Annotated in this window: 9 protein-coding genes; 5 read left to right on the forward strand and 4 right to left on the reverse strand. The window is 70.1% G+C overall.

Annotation, left to right across the window (positions count from 1 at the left end):
• Window positions 1-119: 119 nt before the first annotated feature.
• The 3 genes from WMF39_RS12300 to WMF39_RS12310 all read right to left on the reverse strand — a co-directional run bounded on the left by WMF39_RS12300 (window position 120) and on the right by WMF39_RS12310 (window position 10,299).
• A complete protein-coding gene (locus WMF39_RS12300; protein WP_437745720.1) occupies window positions 120-5,288 on the reverse strand; it encodes an AAA family ATPase in 5,169 nt (1,722 codons plus the stop codon).
• A gap of 291 nt (window positions 5,289-5,579) precedes the next feature.
• On the reverse strand, window positions 5,580-8,438 hold the full coding sequence (locus WMF39_RS12305) for a TonB-dependent receptor domain-containing protein (protein ID WP_437745721.1): 2,859 nt from the start codon (window positions 8,436-8,438) through the stop codon (window positions 5,580-5,582).
• Between the two features lie 55 nt (window positions 8,439-8,493).
• Window positions 8,494-10,299, reverse strand: a complete 1,806-nt coding sequence (locus WMF39_RS12310; protein WP_437745722.1) for a protein kinase domain-containing protein — start codon at window positions 10,297-10,299, stop codon at window positions 8,494-8,496.
• Between the two features lie 310 nt (window positions 10,300-10,609).
• Here WMF39_RS12310 and WMF39_RS12315 point away from each other — a divergent pair, with 310 nt between their 5' ends.
• Window positions 10,610-11,044, forward strand: a complete 435-nt coding sequence (locus tag WMF39_RS12315; RefSeq protein WP_437745723.1) for a YeeE/YedE family protein — start codon at window positions 10,610-10,612, stop codon at window positions 11,042-11,044.
• On the forward strand, window positions 11,041-11,532 hold the full coding sequence (locus WMF39_RS12320; RefSeq protein ID WP_437745724.1) for a DUF6691 family protein: 492 nt from the start codon (window positions 11,041-11,043) through the stop codon (window positions 11,530-11,532). Before WMF39_RS12315 ends, WMF39_RS12320 begins: the two co-directional genes overlap by 4 nt.
• 93 nt (window positions 11,533-11,625) lie before the next feature.
• On the opposite strand, the gene WMF39_RS12325 is transcribed toward WMF39_RS12320, so the two are convergent.
• Window positions 11,626-12,774 (reverse strand): amidohydrolase family protein, encoded by a 1,149-nt coding sequence (locus WMF39_RS12325; protein ID WP_437745725.1) that lies wholly within the window; start codon window positions 12,772-12,774, stop codon window positions 11,626-11,628.
• A 169-nt stretch (window positions 12,775-12,943) separates the two neighbouring features.
• Between WMF39_RS12325 and WMF39_RS12330 the strand changes: the two genes are divergently transcribed.
• The 3 genes from WMF39_RS12330 (at window position 12,944) to WMF39_RS12340 (ending at window position 17,610) form a co-directional block, all read left to right on the forward strand.
• A complete protein-coding gene (locus tag WMF39_RS12330; RefSeq protein ID WP_437745726.1) occupies window positions 12,944-13,552 on the forward strand; it encodes a hypothetical protein in 609 nt (202 codons plus the stop codon).
• A gap of 138 nt (window positions 13,553-13,690) precedes the next feature.
• On the forward strand, window positions 13,691-15,466 hold the full coding sequence (locus tag WMF39_RS12335; protein ID WP_437745727.1) for a WD40 repeat domain-containing protein: 1,776 nt from the start codon (window positions 13,691-13,693) through the stop codon (window positions 15,464-15,466).
• Window positions 15,467-15,756: 290 nt separating this feature from the next.
• Window positions 15,757-17,610 carry a GMC family oxidoreductase gene (locus tag WMF39_RS12340; protein WP_437745728.1) on the forward strand — a complete coding sequence of 618 codons (1,854 nt, stop codon included), beginning with the start codon at window positions 15,757-15,759 and terminating at the stop codon, window positions 17,608-17,610.
• Window positions 17,611-17,618 lie beyond the last annotated feature (8 nt).

Consider the following 17,618-nt stretch of genomic DNA (forward strand, 5'->3'; position numbering starts at 1 on the left):
GTTCTTCATCCGTCGAGAGAATTCGTGGCGCGGCGGCTCCCACTCTGGCATGCCATGTCACACCATATCCCCCTGGCGGAGCGTCGCCCGCGGTCCGCAGTGCCCGCTCGCCTCCCTTCTCACGATGGCTGCTCGAGGCTGATCTCGCCCCCCGGCTCGATGGGCAGCTCGATGGTGAACGTTGTTCCTGAACCTGGCCGGCTGTGAAGATGCACGCGCCCGCCATGCGCTCGTACGATCTCCCGAACAAGGTACAGGCCGAGTCCGAGGCTCTGCGCTTGATGAATCCCCGTCGCGCGCTCAAACGCCTCGAACACGCGCCGGTGGTCGGGCTCAGATATCCCGATCCCCTGATCGAAGACCGAGAGGCGAGCGACGGCCCCATCCGCGTCGGCGACGATCCGAACCGGCTTTCCAGCTCCGTACTTCAGGGCGTTCGTCAGCAGGTTCGTCGCAACCTGCTCGAGCCGCAGCCGATCCCACTGGCCCCAGACAGCGCGTATCGCCTGGACGTGGAGAGCACATCCTGCCAGCGCCGCCTGCTCGCTCAGCCTCCCGACGACGTCCTGCACGAGCGCCGTCAGGTCCACCGGCTCACGCGTCAGGACGAGCCGCCCCACCTGGACGCGCGAGAGGTCGAGCAGGCTGTCGATCAACATGTTGAGTCGACCGAGCTGACGCTTGAAGGACGTGAGCGAGGACGACAACCAGGACGAGGATACCGTCTCTTGATGCTTTATCGATCGCGTGAGCGCGTCGAGCTTGAGATGGACGCCTGTCAGCGGTGTCTTCAGCTCGTGGGCGAGGAGCGCCGTGCGCCTCTCCGCGGCCTCTGCCGCCGCCCGCGCCCCTCGCTCCTTGGCGAGCAAGAGCGCGTGCTCGAGCGAGATGGCCGCTTGCGTGGCGAGCAACTCGAGGGCGAGAAGCCGCTCGGGCGTGAACGCGTGCGTGGTGAGGTTGTTTTCGAGGTAAAGCAGGCCGATCACCTCGGCCTGCCGCAAGATTGGAGCGCAGAGGACCGACCTCGGCTTCTGTCGGACGATGTGCTCGTCGTCCGAGAACCTGGCGGCCTTCGTGGCGGCGTCGTCGAGGAGTACCCGCTCCTTGGTGAGCCGCACGTGGTGGAGGAGCGAGGCCGGGACGAGCGCGGAGGAGGACACCGACAAGGAATGCAGAACCTTCGTCACGGTCCCTTGTCGCTCCTCGATCGCGGCTTCCGCTTCGATCGTCAGGTCGCTACCCCGTACAAGGATGAGGCAGCCCTTCTGGGCACCTCCCTGCTCGAGGACGAGCTCGAGCAGCGTTCGCAAGAGCTTCTCCAGGAGGATCTCGCTCGAGATGGTCTGCGACGCCTTGACGACCGAGAGCAGGTCGAGGTGCTCCGCGCGCGCCGCGAAGGTGGCGGTGGGCGCGAGCAGCCGTTGCTCGAGGAGCTGCGGATACAGCGTTTCGAGTTGCCTCACCTTGCCGTCCGCCCCCCAGCGCACGTAGCAGGAGCGGGCCTCGCGCAGGTACGTATCGGCGATGCGCTCGAACCCTCGTGCTCGGTAGAACCGAGACGCGAGCTCGCAGGCAAGCGCTTCATTGTGGACGAAGCCGCTGTCGCGCGCCGCGTGGATGGCCTCTTCATAGAGGCGCATGCCGTCGAGGTCCCGGCCCTCGACGCGTGCGACCTCGGCTGATACCATGGCGTAGCGGCTCTGGAAGTTCTCGGGGCAGTTGTCGGCCCAGAGCTTCAGCCTCCGCAGTTGCTCCTCGAGGGTCTGCGCGAATTGCTGCCGCTGCTCGGCAGGCGCCTGGGCGTGGAGCGCCGTCAGCGTGAGCGCGTGGTAGAAGTGGTGCGTCGCCTCCATCGCCAGAGACGCCACTTGGTGCTGCATCAGCGCGGCGCTGGCTGCGGACTCCAGCGCTTCGGCATGTCGTCCATAGGTGAATGCCGCGATCTGCTTCATGATATGATAAATGGCGATTCCAAGGCCGAAGCCCGCCTTCTCGAGGATCGCGATGCTGTGCTCCTCGTCGAAGGCGCCGTCGTTGAAGCTCGTGGACGCCTGCGTCGCTCCCTTCAGGCTCACTGCAAACTGCTCTTCAAGCCGGACTACATGGTACACCACGTCGTTGTGGGTCTGCCGGGCGAACGCGGTGTACTTCCGCGCGACGTCAATGACGCGATCGAGCGGGTCGCCGTTCTCCAGGAGAAGCCATACCATGTTGTACGTCAAGTAGCCGGCGCAGATGAGATCTCCAACGTTGAGGCAATCGAGGAAGGCCTGGTCCATGAGCGGAAGGCTCGTCGCATAGTGCCTGCGCCAGAAATTGATGACGCCCGCATGGTGGAAGAGCAGCTTCCCCTTTAGCTTGGCTGTGACGCTCTTGAACTTTTCATTCAGCCTGAGCGCCATCTCGGAGAACTGGAACGCGCATGGAATGTCGTCGAGGATTGACACTACCACCATGGAGTAACAACTGTAGACGAAGGAGGACTCTTCGGCGTGTCCGCATCGTAGGGAGACGTTCACTCCCTTGGCGGTCAGCAGGGCCCAGAGCGCCGGTCGCACGGAGTAGATGAGGGGGCTCGATTCGGCGACCAGACCGATGAGCGCCCGCACGCTTTCGTCGGTGGCCACGGGCGCATCGACGAGATCGGCGATGCGACGCCCGCGCAGGTTGATCGGGACCTCTTGGATCTCGGCCTCCACGGCCACCTGGATCTCCTCGTCGGGCTCCGGGAGCGTCACCCCATAGAGCCGCAGCGCCTCGAGCATGACCGTCACGGCGTCGCGGTGTCGTCCGGCCATCTGATAGAGCCGCATACGCAGCCGGTAGGCCCTGGCTCGGTCGGGGTTCGCGTGTGCGTTCTGGAGGATCAGGTCGACCAGCTCGTCGGCCCGCTGGAAGTCGCCGGCGAGGTACTCGCATTCGGCGAGCTCCAGGTAGAGCGTGAGCGTGTCCTCGTACCGTGTGCGCCAGGCGTCCGGGGGCAGTAGTGTTATCGCCTGGGCCAGATAGCTGCGAGCCGAAGCGAAGGCGACCGAAGCCTTTGCCTTGAGCCCTGCCAGGAGGTTGAGCCGGCGCAGCGCCTCCCTTTCGCGTGGGTCGGTGAGGAGGTGGGCGCCGTGATTGAGCTGGTTCGCGACGTCAAAAGCCCGCTCCTCGACGGCCTCTCTAGGCAGATGAGACACGAGGAGCCGGCCGATCTTGAGATGCACTGCGGCCCGCAGCTCCTCCGGGATGAGCCAGTAGGCCGCCTCCTGGACGCGGTCGTGGAGGAACCTGTACGTGCCTTCCTGGTTGTACGTGCCTTCCTGGTGGAGGACGAGCCCCGCGCGGACGGCTTCCCAGACATCCGCGTGCAGCTCCTCCTCCGAGCGGCCGTACGCCGTCGTCAAGAGGCCGACCTCCGCGGCGTGCCCAAGACAGGCGAGCTGCTTCAGCGCTTCCTGGGTACCAGCAGGGAGCCGCGCGAGCTTGTCGACCATCAGGTCGACCACGTTGTCGGTGAAGCCTTTGGCGCGGATCTTCGGCATGTCCCACCGAAAGGCGCCCGCATGCGAATCGAATTCGATCAGCCGCTCTTCGTAGAGAGCGGTGAGGAACTGGATCGCAAAGAAGGGGTTGCCGGCCGTCTTCTCGTGGACCAGGGCCGACAGCGGCGCGGCGTCTTCCTGCCGGCAGTGGAGCATGCCGCTGACGAGCACGGCCAGGTGCTCGCGGGAGAGCGGGCCGAGCGCGATGTCACGGACGCGCCCGCCCTCCCTCCTCACCTTGTCCAGCGCCCTCATGACCGGGTGCGAGGGGGGCACCTCATTGTCGCGGTAAGCACCGATGACGAGGAGATGGCCCGTTTCGGGGTGCGTCATCAGATCCTCCAGGAGTCCGAGGCTCGCCGAATCGGCCCACTGGAGATCGTCGAGGAAGAGCGCGAGAGGGTGCTCCTTCCGGGCGAACACCCCGATGAAGTTCCGGAAGACGATGCGAAACCGGTTCTGCGCCTCGACCGGCGGCAATTCGGGAGCCGGCGGCTGCCGGCCGATGACGAGATCGAGCTGCGGGATCAACTCCACGATGAGCTGTCCGTTGACCGTGAGGGCCTCGAGCAACCGCTGCTTCCAGGCCGCGATCCCCCCGGTGTCGGCGAGGATCTCGAGCACGATCTCCTGCAGGGCCTGAGCGAGCGTGGAGTAAGGGATGCCGCGCTTGTACTGATCGAATTTCCCCGAGGCGAACAATCCACGCTCCCGGACGACCGGCTTGTGCAGCTCGTGGACCAGCGTCGACTTGCCGATGCCCGAATAGCCGGATATCAGCACAAGCTCAGGAGATCCGGTGTCCAACACGCGCTCGAAGGCGCGCAGCAGCACCCCGATCTCCTCGTCGCGCCCGTAGAGCTTCTGCGGGATCTGGAGGCGGCCCGACGCGTCCTGCCCGCCCAAGGGGAAAGGCTCGATGCTGCCACGGCAGCTCCATAGCTCGAAGCACCTCTCCAGGTCACAGCGAAGGCCGCGCGCGGTCTGGTAGCGCTCGTCGGGCATCTTCGCGAGGAGCTTGATCACGATGCGCGCGACCGCCTCGGGCACTTCGGGGACCACGTCGGACGGCGCCGCGAACGCGCGAGCGATGTGACTATGGATCCATTCCAGCGGGTCGCGAGCCTGGAATGGGAGCTTTCCCGTGAGCATCTGGTAGAACGTGACACCCAGGGAATACAGATCGCTGCGGCTATCAATCCCCCGGTTCATCCGCCCTGTCTGCTCGGGCGACATGTAAGGGAGGGAGCCCTCGATGAGGCGCGCTGGCTGCGCGGCCTGGTGGTCGCGGGGAAGCCGTGAGGCGAGCCCGAGATCGGCAATCTTCACCTCGCGGGTGGTGGAATTCACGAGGATGTTCGCGGGCTTGAGATCTCTGTGGACCACGCCTCGCTGGTGAATGTCGGAGACGGCCCCTGCGATGCGAACAGCCATCTCGAGGAACCTGCCGATCTCCATCGGCGCCCCGAGCAGTCGATCGAGCGGCTCTGCGCCAGAGTCTTCCATGACGAGGGCGAGCCTCCCCTCGTACATCTCGAGGGCGAGGGGCCTGACGACGGTCCCGACATCCAGCAGCTTGCCCGTCTCGTACTCCCTCTTGAGCCGATCGAGGTCCTTCGGCCGGCAGCTTCTTGGGTCGAGCACCTTGAGGACCACCGGATGGCCATCGGCGTTTCGAACAGCGCGGTACACGGCAGCCCCGCGGCCCTCGGCGACGGTTTCGCCGATCGTATAGGGAAAGGGAGGGGGCGGGCTCGTCATACGGGTGCTTGGTGAGGTAGCCTCGGCAGCATGAGCCCTCCCATGGTGGAGTCTAACACTTTCTGACATCCACCATGCATGGCGAGCCTTACAGGCCAACACACCCGCTTTCGCCTCCGGCGACGGGCTCGGCCGCGTGCCGTGCCAGAGGCGCAGCCGCTGAGCCGCCGCCGCCCAATGTCACTCCTCTCCGGGCCGCCCGCTTCGGTGGGCTACGCGGCGAGACAAGGCACCACCTCCGCAGCCCGCTCGCCGCCGCCAACATCCCTCACGGATCTCTGACACGCAGAACTAGGGATAGCTGACGGTGATCTCGGCGAGGAAGGTCCTGCCGTTCTGCCGGCTCGTGGCCGAGAGGTAGCTCTCCGCGGCCGGGTAGTCGTACCGCGTGTCCATCGCGTTGTAGATGCCGATCACATAGCGGCTGTGGAAGCGCTGGAGCTCCCCGGACACCGTGAGGTCCGCGACGATCGCGCCCGCGGTCTCGTCGGCCGAGCTGCGGCCGATGCGCCGGGGCGCCTCCAGGTTGATCCGGAGCCCGGCGGAGGCGAGCCGCTCCACCACCGGGGCGACGCCGCGAAACGACGCGAGGTGCTCCGGCGCGTTGATCAGCCGCTCGCCGCGCCTGAGCTCGCCGCGCTGGTAGCCGTACGTCGCCGCGAGCATCCAGCCTTGGCGCCACTCGCGGCGGAGCTCGACGTCACCCCCCGCCACGAACGCGTCTCGACGGCTGTTCACGTAGCGCGCCACGCCGGGCACGCCGGGGCTGTCCTCGGCGGAGGTGATCCGGTCCGACAGCTTGCTCGCGTGAACGGCGCCGAGCGCGGTCCAGTCGTCGCCGAGGCGCTGCGAGTACTCGATCTCGGCGGAAGCGATGGACTCCGGCTTGAGCACGAGGCCCCGCTCGGGGTCGACGGCGGGCACCTGCGTCTTGCCGTCGGTGTAGAACTGCTCGGAGATGCTCGGGGCGCGGAAGGCGCGCCCGCCCATGATCTTCAGGACCCCTCCCGGCGCGGGCCGGAGGATGACCGCGGCGCGCGGCACGACGATCGGCGCGAACGTGCTGTAGACGTCGAGGCGCGCGCCCCACGAGAGGCGGACCCACGGGGCGGGCGAGCTGTCGAGGATGAGGTAGCCGGCGCCGAAGCGGTACGGCACGGGCTTCGTGCGCGCGCGGCCGTCCGTGAACACGCTGCTCAGCGTCGCCTCGGGGTGCGCCTGCACCTCGCCGCCCCCGGTGACCCTCAGCCAGGGGAGCGGCGTCCACGCCGCCCTGAGCTCGCCGCCCAGCCAGGTGCCGTGCTGCTGCTCGAAGATCGTCGCCTCGTCGAACGCGTAGGCGCCGTGCCAGACGAAGCGGTTCACGTGGGCGCGCGCCATGAGCTGCAGGTCGGGCGTGAGCCGCGGCTCGAAGCGCACCTCGGCCATCATGTGCGCGTCCTCGTAGCTCGTCCCGAGGTCGTTGAGCCGCGTGCCCACGTAGCCGATCGGGACGAGCTGCTCGCGCGCGTGGTACATCCACTGCGCCGTGAACGGCCCGTACCAGGCGCGCCCGGACGTGCCGCCGGCCCGGAAGGTCTCGGCGCGCTCGGCGATCTGCACGCGCGGCCCCTCGCCCGGGTCCCGCAGCGCCACCGGGACGTCGAACCCGTCGGAGCGCGCCCCGGAGACGCTCGCCTGCACGCCCGCGTCCCTGCGGGCGTTGTAGTGGAACCCGGCGCGCGCGTGGCCCACGCCGTCGTAGTAGGTGCCGGCCGCCGCGTGCGCGCTCGTGGGCTCGTCGCGCCCGCGCGGGACGAGGTTGACGATGCCCGAGAGCGCGCCCGTGCCGTAGAGCAGCGAGCCAGGGCCGCGGACGACCTCGATGTGATCCACGTCGTGGAGGTCGTCGCGCGCGTCGGAGCCCACGAACGAGGCGTTCAGCACGTTGTCGTTCGTCGAGTGGCCGTCGGAGAGGACGAGGAGCCGGTTGCCGTAGTCGAGCGGCTCGCCGAGCCCGCGGATCCCGGCCGAGTAGACGACGTGATCGTTCGAGAGGTAGATGCCGCGCGTGCCGCGCAGCGCCTCGGCGATGGTCGGGTACCCGAAGGCGCGCAGCTCGTGCTGCTCGATGACGCTGATGGATGCGGGCGCGTCCTCCAGGCGCTCGAGGACGCGCGAGGCCGACGACACCTCCCGGAGCGGCGCCAGCGTGACGTCGCGCAGCTCCGCCTGCTGGCCGGCCGTCACCTCGATCGTCCGCTCGACGGGCGCGAAGCCCCGCAGGCTGACGCGGACGCGGCGCCGGCCCACGGCGACGCCCTGGATCACCGACGGCGTGAAGCCCATGGGGCGGCCGTCGATCTCGACGAGGGCGTCGGGCTCGTCGGCGCGCACGAGGATCGAGCCGGTGAGCGGGCTGAGCGTCGCCGTGATCGGCACCGTCTCGTGCGCGGCGACGGTCAGCGGCTGCGGCGCCGCCTCGAAGCCCGGGCGCGAGAAATGGAGCACGTGGCGGCCCGGCGGCAGATCGAGATCGCACGGGGCGGTGCAGGCGGGCGGCGCGCCGTCGTGGTCGACGTGCACCGTGGCCTCGCTCGCGCCGCGCACGTCCACCCGCACGGTGCCGACGATGCGGCGGAGCACGATGAGGACCTCCTTGCTCTGCCCCAGCTTCACCGGGACGTCGTCCACGGCCACGGGCTCGTAGCCCGCGAGCTCGACGAGGATCCGGTAGCGCCCCTCGGACATGGCGAGCCGGCGCGGCGCCGTGCCGCGCGCGCCGAGGTCCTTGCGATCGACGTAGATCCTGGCCCCGGGCGGCGACGTGACGATCTGGAGCACGGCCACGCGCGGCGCGATCCGCTGGAGCGCGGCCCTGACCTCGGCGACGACCTCCGGGTCGGCCTCGCCCTCGAGCGCGTCGTCGTAGTACCGGTGCGCGTCCGCGAAGCGGCCGAGCTCCTCGTAGGTGAGCGCGATGTTGAAGACGACGTTGCGGTTCGGCACGAGCCGGTTCGACGCGAGGAAGTGCTCGAGGGCGGCCTGGAACTGCCCCTGCTTGTAGAGGTCGCGGCCCAGGTCGAAGTGGAGGTCGGCCTCGTCGGCCTGGCCCTCGCCGTCGGCGCGGGCGGCGGGGGCCTGGAGCAGGGCGCCTGCGAGGAGGGGCACCGCGGCGAGCCTCCACCGGCGAGCGCGCGTGCTCGAGGGCGCTCGACGCATGCAGCTAGCGGTGCTCGCGCAGGCGCGTCGCCTTCGTCGGCGCCGGCTCGCTGCTGGCCGGGTACGGCGACGACGGCGCGAGCACCGCGCGCGGGCGGCCCGCCCTCGCCGAGCCGAGCGGCGCGAGCGCGGCGCCGGCCGTGGCGAACCCGCTCGCCGCGGCGGCCGCCGCGGCTGTGGGCGGCGAGGCGACCTCCGACGGCGGGAGGGACGAAGGCCCGGGATCCTCGCGCGAGGGCGCAGAAGGCTCGCCCTGCGCCGGCGTGGCCTGCGAGGCCGCCTCGCCGGCAGGCGGCGCGCCCGCGGCCGGCGCCGCGCCGCGCCCGAGCCACGCGGTCGCCGCCATGCCCCCGAGGAGCGCCACGAGCGCCGCCGCCGCGAGGGGCGCGACCATGCTTCGCCGGCGCCGCCCCTGTGGATCCCCTGCGGCGACGCGCTCGCCCCGTCTGGACGGCGCCGCTGTCGGCGCCAGCGACTCGTCCGGGGGCAACGCGTGCACGGAGGGAGGTCCGGCAGCCGACGTCTGCGCGGGCGGCACCGACGGCGAGGCCGCCGCGGTGAACGTGAGAGGAACGACCGACACCCGCGCGGGCGGCACCGACGGCGAGGCCGTGGCGGTGAGCGTGAGAGGAGCGACGGACACCCGCGCAGGCGGCATCGAGGGTGAGGCCGCCGTCGCGAGGGCGGGTGGAGCGACGGACGCCTGCGTGGGTGGCATCGAGGAGGCGCGCTCCTTCGCCTGCTCGCTCAAGCTGTGCCGGGACCCACGCGTGGGGCCGATCGGCCCGGTCAGGGTCTCGGCTTCCTCGTCGATGGCCCGCAGGCGGTCCGGCGCCGGCGGCGCGTCGACGGCCTCGTTCCCCATCGCCCTGCGCAGGATGCGCGCCACCGTCTGGCGCGCGGACTCCGACCCGAGCGGCTCGAGCAGCGTGGCCAGCTCGGCGATCGTCTGGGGACGGCGCGCCGGATCCTTCTCGAGGCACATCAGGATGACCCACTCGAGCGCGAGCGGGAGCTCTGGCCGGTGGCTGCGCGGGGGCACGGGCACGTCGGTCACGATGCTGACGAACAGCGCCGAGACGGACTCGGTCTCGAACGGCAGCCGCCCTGTCAGGAGCTGATAGAGCGTCATGCCGAGCGCCCAGATGTCGCTGCGGGCGTCCACCGTCCGGGTGCTGCGGATGTGCTCCGGCGACATGTAGCGGGGAGAGCCGAGCACCACGGCGGACGCGGTCAGCTGGGCGTTCAAGCCGAGCACGCCCTCCTCGGACGCCTTCGAGATGCCGAAGTCGAGCACCTTGATCAGGTTCGAGCCGTCCTTGCGGCTCGCGAGGAAGAGGTTGCCCGGCTTGAGGTCGCGGTGGACGATCCCGAGCGAGTGCGCCTCGGCGAGCGCCTCGCAGGCCTCGATCACGTAGCTGACCGCCTGCTCCACGGGCAGCGGACCCCGCGATTCGAGCAGAGCCTCCAGATCGATGCCATTCAGGTACTCCATCACGAAATAGGGCAGATCGTCGTCGGTCTGCCCCACATCGATGACGCGGGCGATGTGCTCGCTGGCGATCGCCGCCGCGGCCTGCGCCTCCCGGAAGAAGCGCTCCGTGGCGCCGGGCGTGGTGCGCCCCTCGGGCAGCAGGAACTTCAGCGCGACGCGGTGGCGCAGCGAGGTGTGGTGCGCCGCGACGACGATCCCCATGCCGCCGCGGCCGAGCACCCGCTCGACGCGGTACTTGCCGCCGACGACATCCCCGACGCGCGGAATCCTGCGCCATGAAGACGGTTCCGCCGCGTCCGAGCCTGCGTGGGCCATCGGCCGTCAGTATACACCAGCACCTCTGGGACCCGGCACAATCTCGGCCGTCCGCCGGCGCCGTGTGTGATACGCCCGCTCCCAGCCCCACCCGCTCTGTCGGGCGGCGATCCAGGCGGGGTGTGGCGCCGCGCGCTCGCAGCAGCGGTTGCGCGGCGAGCGGTGGCGGACGGGGCAGGGGGCGCGCGAGCCGGCGGGCCGGCCGACAACCGCCGCGCGGGCTCCGGAATTGCGCACCGCGTGGTGGTTCGTCTTCCGTGGATGACGCGCATTGCTATGCTGGCCACCGGTGTCTCAGCGAGGTCACATCGTGAATGAATTCACCGTGATAGGCCCCCTCCTCGGCGGCGCCCTCATCGGCCTGGGCGCGTCTCTCCTGCTGCTCTTCAACGGGAAGGTCGCTGGCATCAGCGGCATCGTCGGAGGGCTCCTCTTCCGGAAGCCTGGCGATACCGCCTGGCGCGCGGCGTTCGTCGCGGGCCTCCTCCTCGGCGGCCTCGCGCTCGTCGCCGCGCATCCGGTCGCCTTCCCCTCAGCGGGGGGCGGCGGGTCGCTCGGCCTCGTGATCGTCGCCGGGTTGCTCGTCGGCTGGGGCGCGCGGCTCGGCAACGGGTGCACGAGCGGCCATGGAGTCTGCGGCCTCAGCCGTCTGTCGGTCCGGTCGCTCGTCGCCACGCTGACGTTCATCGCGACCGCGGCCATCACGGTGTACGTCAGCCGGCACCTGCTCGGGGGGGCGCGATGAGGCAGGGCGCGGTCGCGTTCCTCGCCGGCTTGCTGTTCGCCGTGGGGCTCGGCGTCGCCGGCATGACCCAGCCGTCCAGGGTCATCGGCTTCCTCGACGTGGCCGGCGGCTGGGACCCGAGCCTCGCGTTCGTGATGGCCAGCGCGGTATCCGTGCACTTCCTGGCCTACCGCGTCCTTCGCTGGCGGCGGCGCGAGGGCGGCGTCGATTCGGCCGGCCTTGCCCGCGCGCCGCGGTTTCCCCTCCTGGCCGACCGCGCGGCCGTCCCGACCCGCGCCGACATCGACGCGCGCCTCGTTGCTGGCGCCGGGCTCTTCGGCGTCGGCTGGGGTCTCGCCGGGTACTGCCCGGGGCCGGCGCTCGTCTCGCTGGCGACCGGATCGAGCGCCGTGCTCGCGTTCGTCGCGGCGATGGCCGCCGGCATGGCGATCGAGCGCTTCGCCTCGGCCAGGGCGAGAGCGGAGATGAGCGAGCAGACGACGGAATGAACGGCAAGTAAAACAACGCTTGTGACGGGCAGAACGGCGCACAACGCGCGTCGCGCCGGACGGAACATCGTGTGTCGCGCCGGGCGCCGAGCGTCACGGGGGCGCCGCGAGCCGATCGGGATCTGCAGGCCAGAGCAGGCGGCGCGCGTTGTCGCGGTAGATCTTCTGCAGCACGGGCGCGGGCAGGTGCATACCGTAGATCCTCCAGGACCCCTGGCGGCCGTTCGCGGCCTCGGTATCGAAGTAGTCGTCCTCGGTCTCGAGGAAGCGCGCATAGACCTCATAGCCTGCGGTCCTGGCGCTCTTGAGGTCGGTGCCGAAGAGCACGCGGTCCTGGTAGCGCACGAAGAAGCGGTGCGCCGCGCGCGGCTGCCGGCCCAGCTCGCTGATGCTGGCCGACATGTCGACCTGCAGATTGGGGAAGCGATCGAGCCAGCCCGCGAGCTGCTTCAGGTCTTCGGACGAGCTGGCCATGTGCGCGCCCACGAAGGTGACGTCGGGGTGGCGCTCGATCACGCGGTTGCGCTCCTCGAAGAGCCGCGCGCGGGTTGGAAAGCGCGTCCTGTCCGCGAATGACCAGCTCGGGAACTCGTGCAGCTCGTGCCAGCGCTCGTTCTTCGCGTCCAGCGGGGCGAAGAACGCCGCCGGGTCGGCCACGTGCCAGAGCACGGGCCGGCGGTGGCGCGCGCACGTGCGCCAGACCGGCTCGAGATCCGGGCTGTCGAGCGCGACGCGCCGGCCGTCGGGCGTGCGCACCGTGAGCCCGAGCTCCTTGAAGATCTTGAGCCCCTTGGCCCCGGCCTCGAAGTCGGTCGCGAGCTGCGCGGCCACGCGCTCGCCCCAGCCCGGGGCGCCCACGAGCGTGAGGTCGAGGTTGACATAGGTCAGGAAGCGCCCTGGATAGGCGCGGTCGAAGCGTTCGAGCTCGCGCACCAGGCGCTTGCCCGAGGAGCCATCGAGGTTGACCATGGTCTCGACGTGGAACGCGTCCATGCGCGCGACCTCGGCCGCCACGTCCACGACACGGTGCAGGTGCGTGTGGACATCGACGGCGGGCACGGCCAGGTGGATGATCGCGGTGCGCTCGAGCGCCAGAAGCGGTATGGGCTGCCAGTCCGCGAGCCGCAGCGCCGCGATGTCGGCGGACCGCGACGGCGCCGCGCGTGGCGCGGCCGGGCCGTGAGCGCACGCGGCTGGCAGGAGGAGAACGAGCATGAGCGCTGCGATGTCCGCGCGGGACATGAGGCGACCTCTGGACGCGAGCATGACCGAGCATAGCGCGCAGGAGGCCGCTCTCGGCGAGGAGCGCCTCGGCAGATCACCGAATTGGCATGATATGCTGCGGGGCGCAGGCGGAACGGAAGGAGGCAACGTGCTTCGACTCCACTTGGCTCTTGGTTGCGCGGTTTTCATGGTTGCAGCGTGCGGCAACGATGTGCACGAGGCGGCCGCGACGGGTGGCGTTGCCGGCAATGGCTCTGGCGCCACCGGTGGCGGCGGCGGTGCCGGCGGATCCGTCGCGAACAGCGGCGAGGGCGGCGCCGTCGGCTCGGCGGGAACGGCCGGCACCGGCGGCGACCCGGGTGGCGCCGGGGGCAGCGTCGCGGGCGGGGGCGTGGACGGTGCGGCCGACCCGTGTGGGGGAGCGTTACCGATCTCGTGTGGCGATCGTTTGAATCACAGCACGACGAGCCAGGGGCGCGCGAACGTGTGGACGGCCTACGACCGGACCGCTCGTGCCGAGTCGGGGCGTGAGACGGTCTATGCCTTCTCCTCGACGACCGAGTGCATGATGGTCGCAAAGCTCGAGAACCTCGCGACGGACCTGGATCTCCTGCTGCTGTCCGCCTGCGACCCGATCCAGTCGAACGAGATGGCTTCCTCGACCCCGCTGGATCTACAGACCGTCGAGACCGTGAGCTGGACGAGCGCGCCAGGCCAGACATCCTACCTGGTGGTGGACGGCTACGCAGGGGCCGAAGGCAGCTACACCCTCTCGGTCGACTGCGCGTGTCGATGATCGGACCGCTCCAATCGCGCCGGTCCTGCCCGTCGCGCGGCGGTCAGCGAAGCGCTCCTTCTCGCAGGCGCCTGCGGAGGTGCCGAGGAGGCCCGGGAACGACCGCTCACCTGGGCGGGTCCGTGCGATAAACGAGGCATGCCTGCCGCCCTCGCTGCGCTCGAGTACGCCCTCGCCGCCGGCTCCGTCGAGGCGTGGTTGGCGGAGCTGCGCGACGAGGCGGTTCGCTTGCGGATCCGTCGCGCGCTGGACGCCGATCGCAGGCTGTGGACGCAGTACCCCGATTCGCTGGGGAGCTGCCTGTTGACGCGGACGTTCGGCGTCAAGGCGCTGGCATCGCTCCACCAAGCGTGGACGAAGGAGCTCGCAGCGCGCGGGCGCCCGTGGATCCGCCCGCTGCGCGGACTGCCGATGCCCGACGGTCTGCTCGCCGAGCTGTACTCCGACGAGGAGCTGTCGCTCGCCGGGCTGCAGGTGCCGCGCTTCGCGTCGGAGGACGAGGTGGTGCTGACGGCGAGGCGGCTGCACCCGAGCGCGCAGCCGCCCGAGGAGCGCCGGCGGGAGCGTCTGCGCTGGCGCTGGACCGAGGGCCGCGCCGTGATCGAGCCGGAGCCGCCCGACGACGCGGCCGCGCCGGCGTATCCGCGGTTCGTGACGGACGGGTGGGGGCCGGCGTATCTGGTCCGGTCGGAAGGCGCGCTGCGGGTGGCATTGCCGTGCCCGGAGGAGGGCAGCGCGGACGCGCAGCTCTCGGCCGACGGCTCGCGCCTGATCGTGTACGGGACGCTCGACGAATACGCCGGAGGATTCGTGTACGTCGTCGATCCCGAGACGCTGGCCGTCGAGCGGCAGCTCGCGACCGATTCGCCGGTGTCCGATGTCACCGATGGCGGCGGGCAGATGGTGGTATCGACGTACCGCAGCGGGACGATCGGGTGGATCGACGGCCGCGCGCACGTGCTGCCGATCGGCGGCCATGCGATCTGCCTCTCGCCGAGCGGCAACCACGTGGCCACGGTCGGGGCGGCGCTGCGGATCTGGTCGCTGGCGGAGCTCGTGCGCCAGAGGACGCGGCCGCCGCTGCCAGGGTTCCCGCCGCGCTTCGATCCGAGCGGCGAGCGGTTGCTGTGCGGCAGGGAGCTGCTCGACGGTCGCACCGGGCGGCGGATCGCGCGGCTCAGTCCAGAGCTGGAACCGTATCTGGAGGGCGGACCGGCGCAGCCGTGGCTGCACTTCGGGACACGTCACCTGATCTGCACGCACGGCGGATTGCAGCTGTGGGACGCGCGCAGCGGGGAGCCGCTGGTGATGGAGGAGCCGCTCGGCTTTCCGCACTGGTACACGCTGGCGTACGACCGCGAGGGGTCGCGCCTGGCGGCGCTGCGCCAGGAAGAGACGACGGTGGCGCTGCACGAGCTGCCGCACGGGCGTTGCATCCGCACGGTGACGTTCGAGCTCGCCGGCTGGGCGCTGGGGATGGCCGAGGACGCGAGCCTGCTCGCGGTGCAGCAGGGCGGGCAGATCGAGGTCCGGACCGAGGACGGCGCGATGGTGCGGCGCTGCGGCCAGGCGACGATGTCGGGCCGGCGGCCGCGGTTCTCCGAGCCGGCGCCGCGGTTCTCGCTCGACGGCAGGCGAGTCGCCGCACGCGTGGGCGCCAAGGACTGGCGGATCTGGACGCTCGCGAGCGGGGAGGAGGAGCGTGTCGAGGGCAGCCTGGAGAAGGTCGCCGATTTCGCGGCGCCGGAGCCCACCGATTGGGCGCTGGAGGTCGGCACGATGTCGGTGTTCACCCACGGGCCGAGCGGCACCAAGATCGCGCTGCCGGTGATCGGCGGGTGGGTGTGCAATCCGGCCGATCCGCGGATCGCCGTTTGCGACGAGCTGCTCGTCGAGCTGCGGGCCGGCGGCTGAACCCCCCTGGGCGGGGAGCTGTGGCGCACCGGGGAAACTCCTCGTTATTGTATCTGCGAGTGGGCCTTGTTGTCCCCTGGCGGAAAGGCGGCCTCAACGCGCTGCATCCACGCGCAGGCGCGGACGGGAACGCCGCGGTGCGCCTGCGTCGTGCGTCGACCCGCTCTCATGACAGCGACAGGAGCGCCGAACCCGGTGTCACGTGACCGATACAATGAAGCGGTTGACAGCGACCGAACTCTTCTGATTTAGGACATCGGGGGGCATCATCCACATGGGGAGGGCGGGACGTGCTGTTGAAAATTGACACGGCGCTGCGGACGGACGCCGGCGCGGTGGCCGCCGATGACGGCTATGATGCCGTGATCGTGGGCTCCGGGATCGCCGGCGCGATCGTGGCCAACGAGCTAAGCCGAGCCGGCAAGCGGGTGCTGCTGCTGGAGGCGGGGGCGGGGACGAACCGGTCGATCTCCGGCTATGAATCTTACCTTGCCAACTTCTTCGCGGCGTCGTCGAAGGACAACCAGTCGCCGTTCCCGGAGAACCCGAACGCGCGGATGCCGCGCAGCCCGGAGCTCCGCAAGCTCCAGCCCGGCGAGACCGACCCGGCTCCCTACGTCGTGCAATCAGGCCCCTACGTCACCGACACCAACTACACGCGCGTGTTCGGCGGGACGACCATGCACTGGGAGGCGAAGACCCCCCGCATGCTGCCGGACGACTTCAAGGTTCGCACGCTGTTCGGACAGGGGGTCGACTGGCCGCTGAGCTACGAGGACATCGAGCCCGACTACCAGGTGGCCGAGCGCGAGGTCGGCGTCTCCGCCGACGTCCGGGAGCAGACGTACCTGGGGCTCCGCTTCCCTGAAGGCTACGTGTACCCGATGAAGGGCCTGCCGCTGTCCTACCTGGACCAGAGGGTCGGCAAGGGCATCGACGGCACCGAGGTCAAGCTGCACGACCAGGCATATTCCATCCGGATCCGCGCGTACCCGCAGGCCCGCAACGGAGTTCCCAACCCCGCATACGACGGCGGCAAGGGCTACGTGCCGGTGGGCGCCGTCAACACCCATCAGGTGGAGGAGGGGGAGCGCTGCCAGGGCAACACCAACTGCGTGCCGCTCTGCCCGGTGCAGGCGCGGTATCATTCCGGCAAGACGCTGGCGAAGGCGCTCGAGACAGGGCGGGTCGACCTGATGGTCCAGGCGGTCGCCTCGAAGGTGGTGATCGATCCCGAGAGCGGGCGCGTCACCGCGCTGGAGGTCAAGGTCTACAAGGACCCGCAGTCGTCAGAGCACGAGACGGTGACCGTCAAGGGCAAGATCTTCGTGCTCGCCGCCGGCGCCATCGAGACCCCGCGGCTCCTGCTGGCTTCGGGCGTCCGGAGCAGCAGCGGGCTGATGGGCCGCAACCTGATGGACCACTCCTACCTGCTGAGCTGGGGGCTGATGCCCGAGGTCTGCGGGACCACGCGCGGCACGAGCTGCACCGGCGGCATCATCGACCTGCGCACGGGGCCATTCCGGCGGAGTCAGGCGGCCTTCAGCGTGGACATCCACAACGACGGCTGGGGGTGGGCGACGGGCTCGCCCTTCACGGATCTGGCCGAGCTCGTGGACCAGCACAACCACTTCGGGGACGAGCTGCGCCGCGGGCTCGTCGACCGCATCTCGCGCCAGCTCCTGTTCGCGTTCATGCTCGAGGTGCTGCCGAGCGAGAGCAACCGCGTCACCGTCGATCCGCGCTACACCGACCGCCTCGGCAACATGCGCCCGGTGGTCTCGTTCACGGTGCCGGAGTACACGATGCGCGGCGCCGCGTACGCGCGGCAGTTCGCCAGGACCATGTTCGCGCGCCTGGGCGTCGTGGATTTCTCCCGGTACGACCCCGGCGACTACGGCTATGTCGCCTACGAGGGCGAGGGGTACGCCATCCGGGGGGGCAACCACCTGGCCGGCACGCACATCATGGGATCGGACAAGCGCACTTCGGTCGTCGACACCGACCAGCGCTCCTGGGATCATGAAAACCTCTATCTGGTCGGCGCCGGCAGCATGCCTTCGGTCGGCACCGCCAACGTGACCCTCACCCTCGCCGCGCTCTGCTACCGGAGCACGCGCGCGATGCTCAAGCAGCTCCACTGACGGGAGGT

It is taken from the genome of Sorangium sp. So ce1504 (assembly GCF_051521635.1).
Lineage (GTDB): Bacteria > Myxococcota_A > Polyangia > Polyangiales > Polyangiaceae > Sorangium > Sorangium cellulosum_B.

Coding starts and splice junctions, on each gene's coding strand:
- WMF39_RS12300 (WP_437745720.1), bottom strand. CDS start 5,288: ATGACGAGCCCGCCCCCTCCCTTTCCCTATACGATCGGCGAAACCGTC.
- WMF39_RS12310 (WP_437745722.1), bottom strand. CDS start 10,299: ATGGCCCACGCAGGCTCGGACGCGGCGGAACCGTCTTCATGGCGCAGG.
- WMF39_RS12320 (WP_437745724.1), top strand. CDS start 11,041: ATGAGGCAGGGCGCGGTCGCGTTCCTCGCCGGCTTGCTGTTCGCCGTG.
- WMF39_RS12325 (WP_437745725.1), bottom strand. CDS start 12,774: ATGTCCCGCGCGGACATCGCAGCGCTCATGCTCGTTCTCCTCCTGCCA.
- WMF39_RS12330 (WP_437745726.1), top strand. CDS start 12,944: ATGGTTGCAGCGTGCGGCAACGATGTGCACGAGGCGGCCGCGACGGGT.
- WMF39_RS12335 (WP_437745727.1), top strand. CDS start 13,691: ATGCCTGCCGCCCTCGCTGCGCTCGAGTACGCCCTCGCCGCCGGCTCC.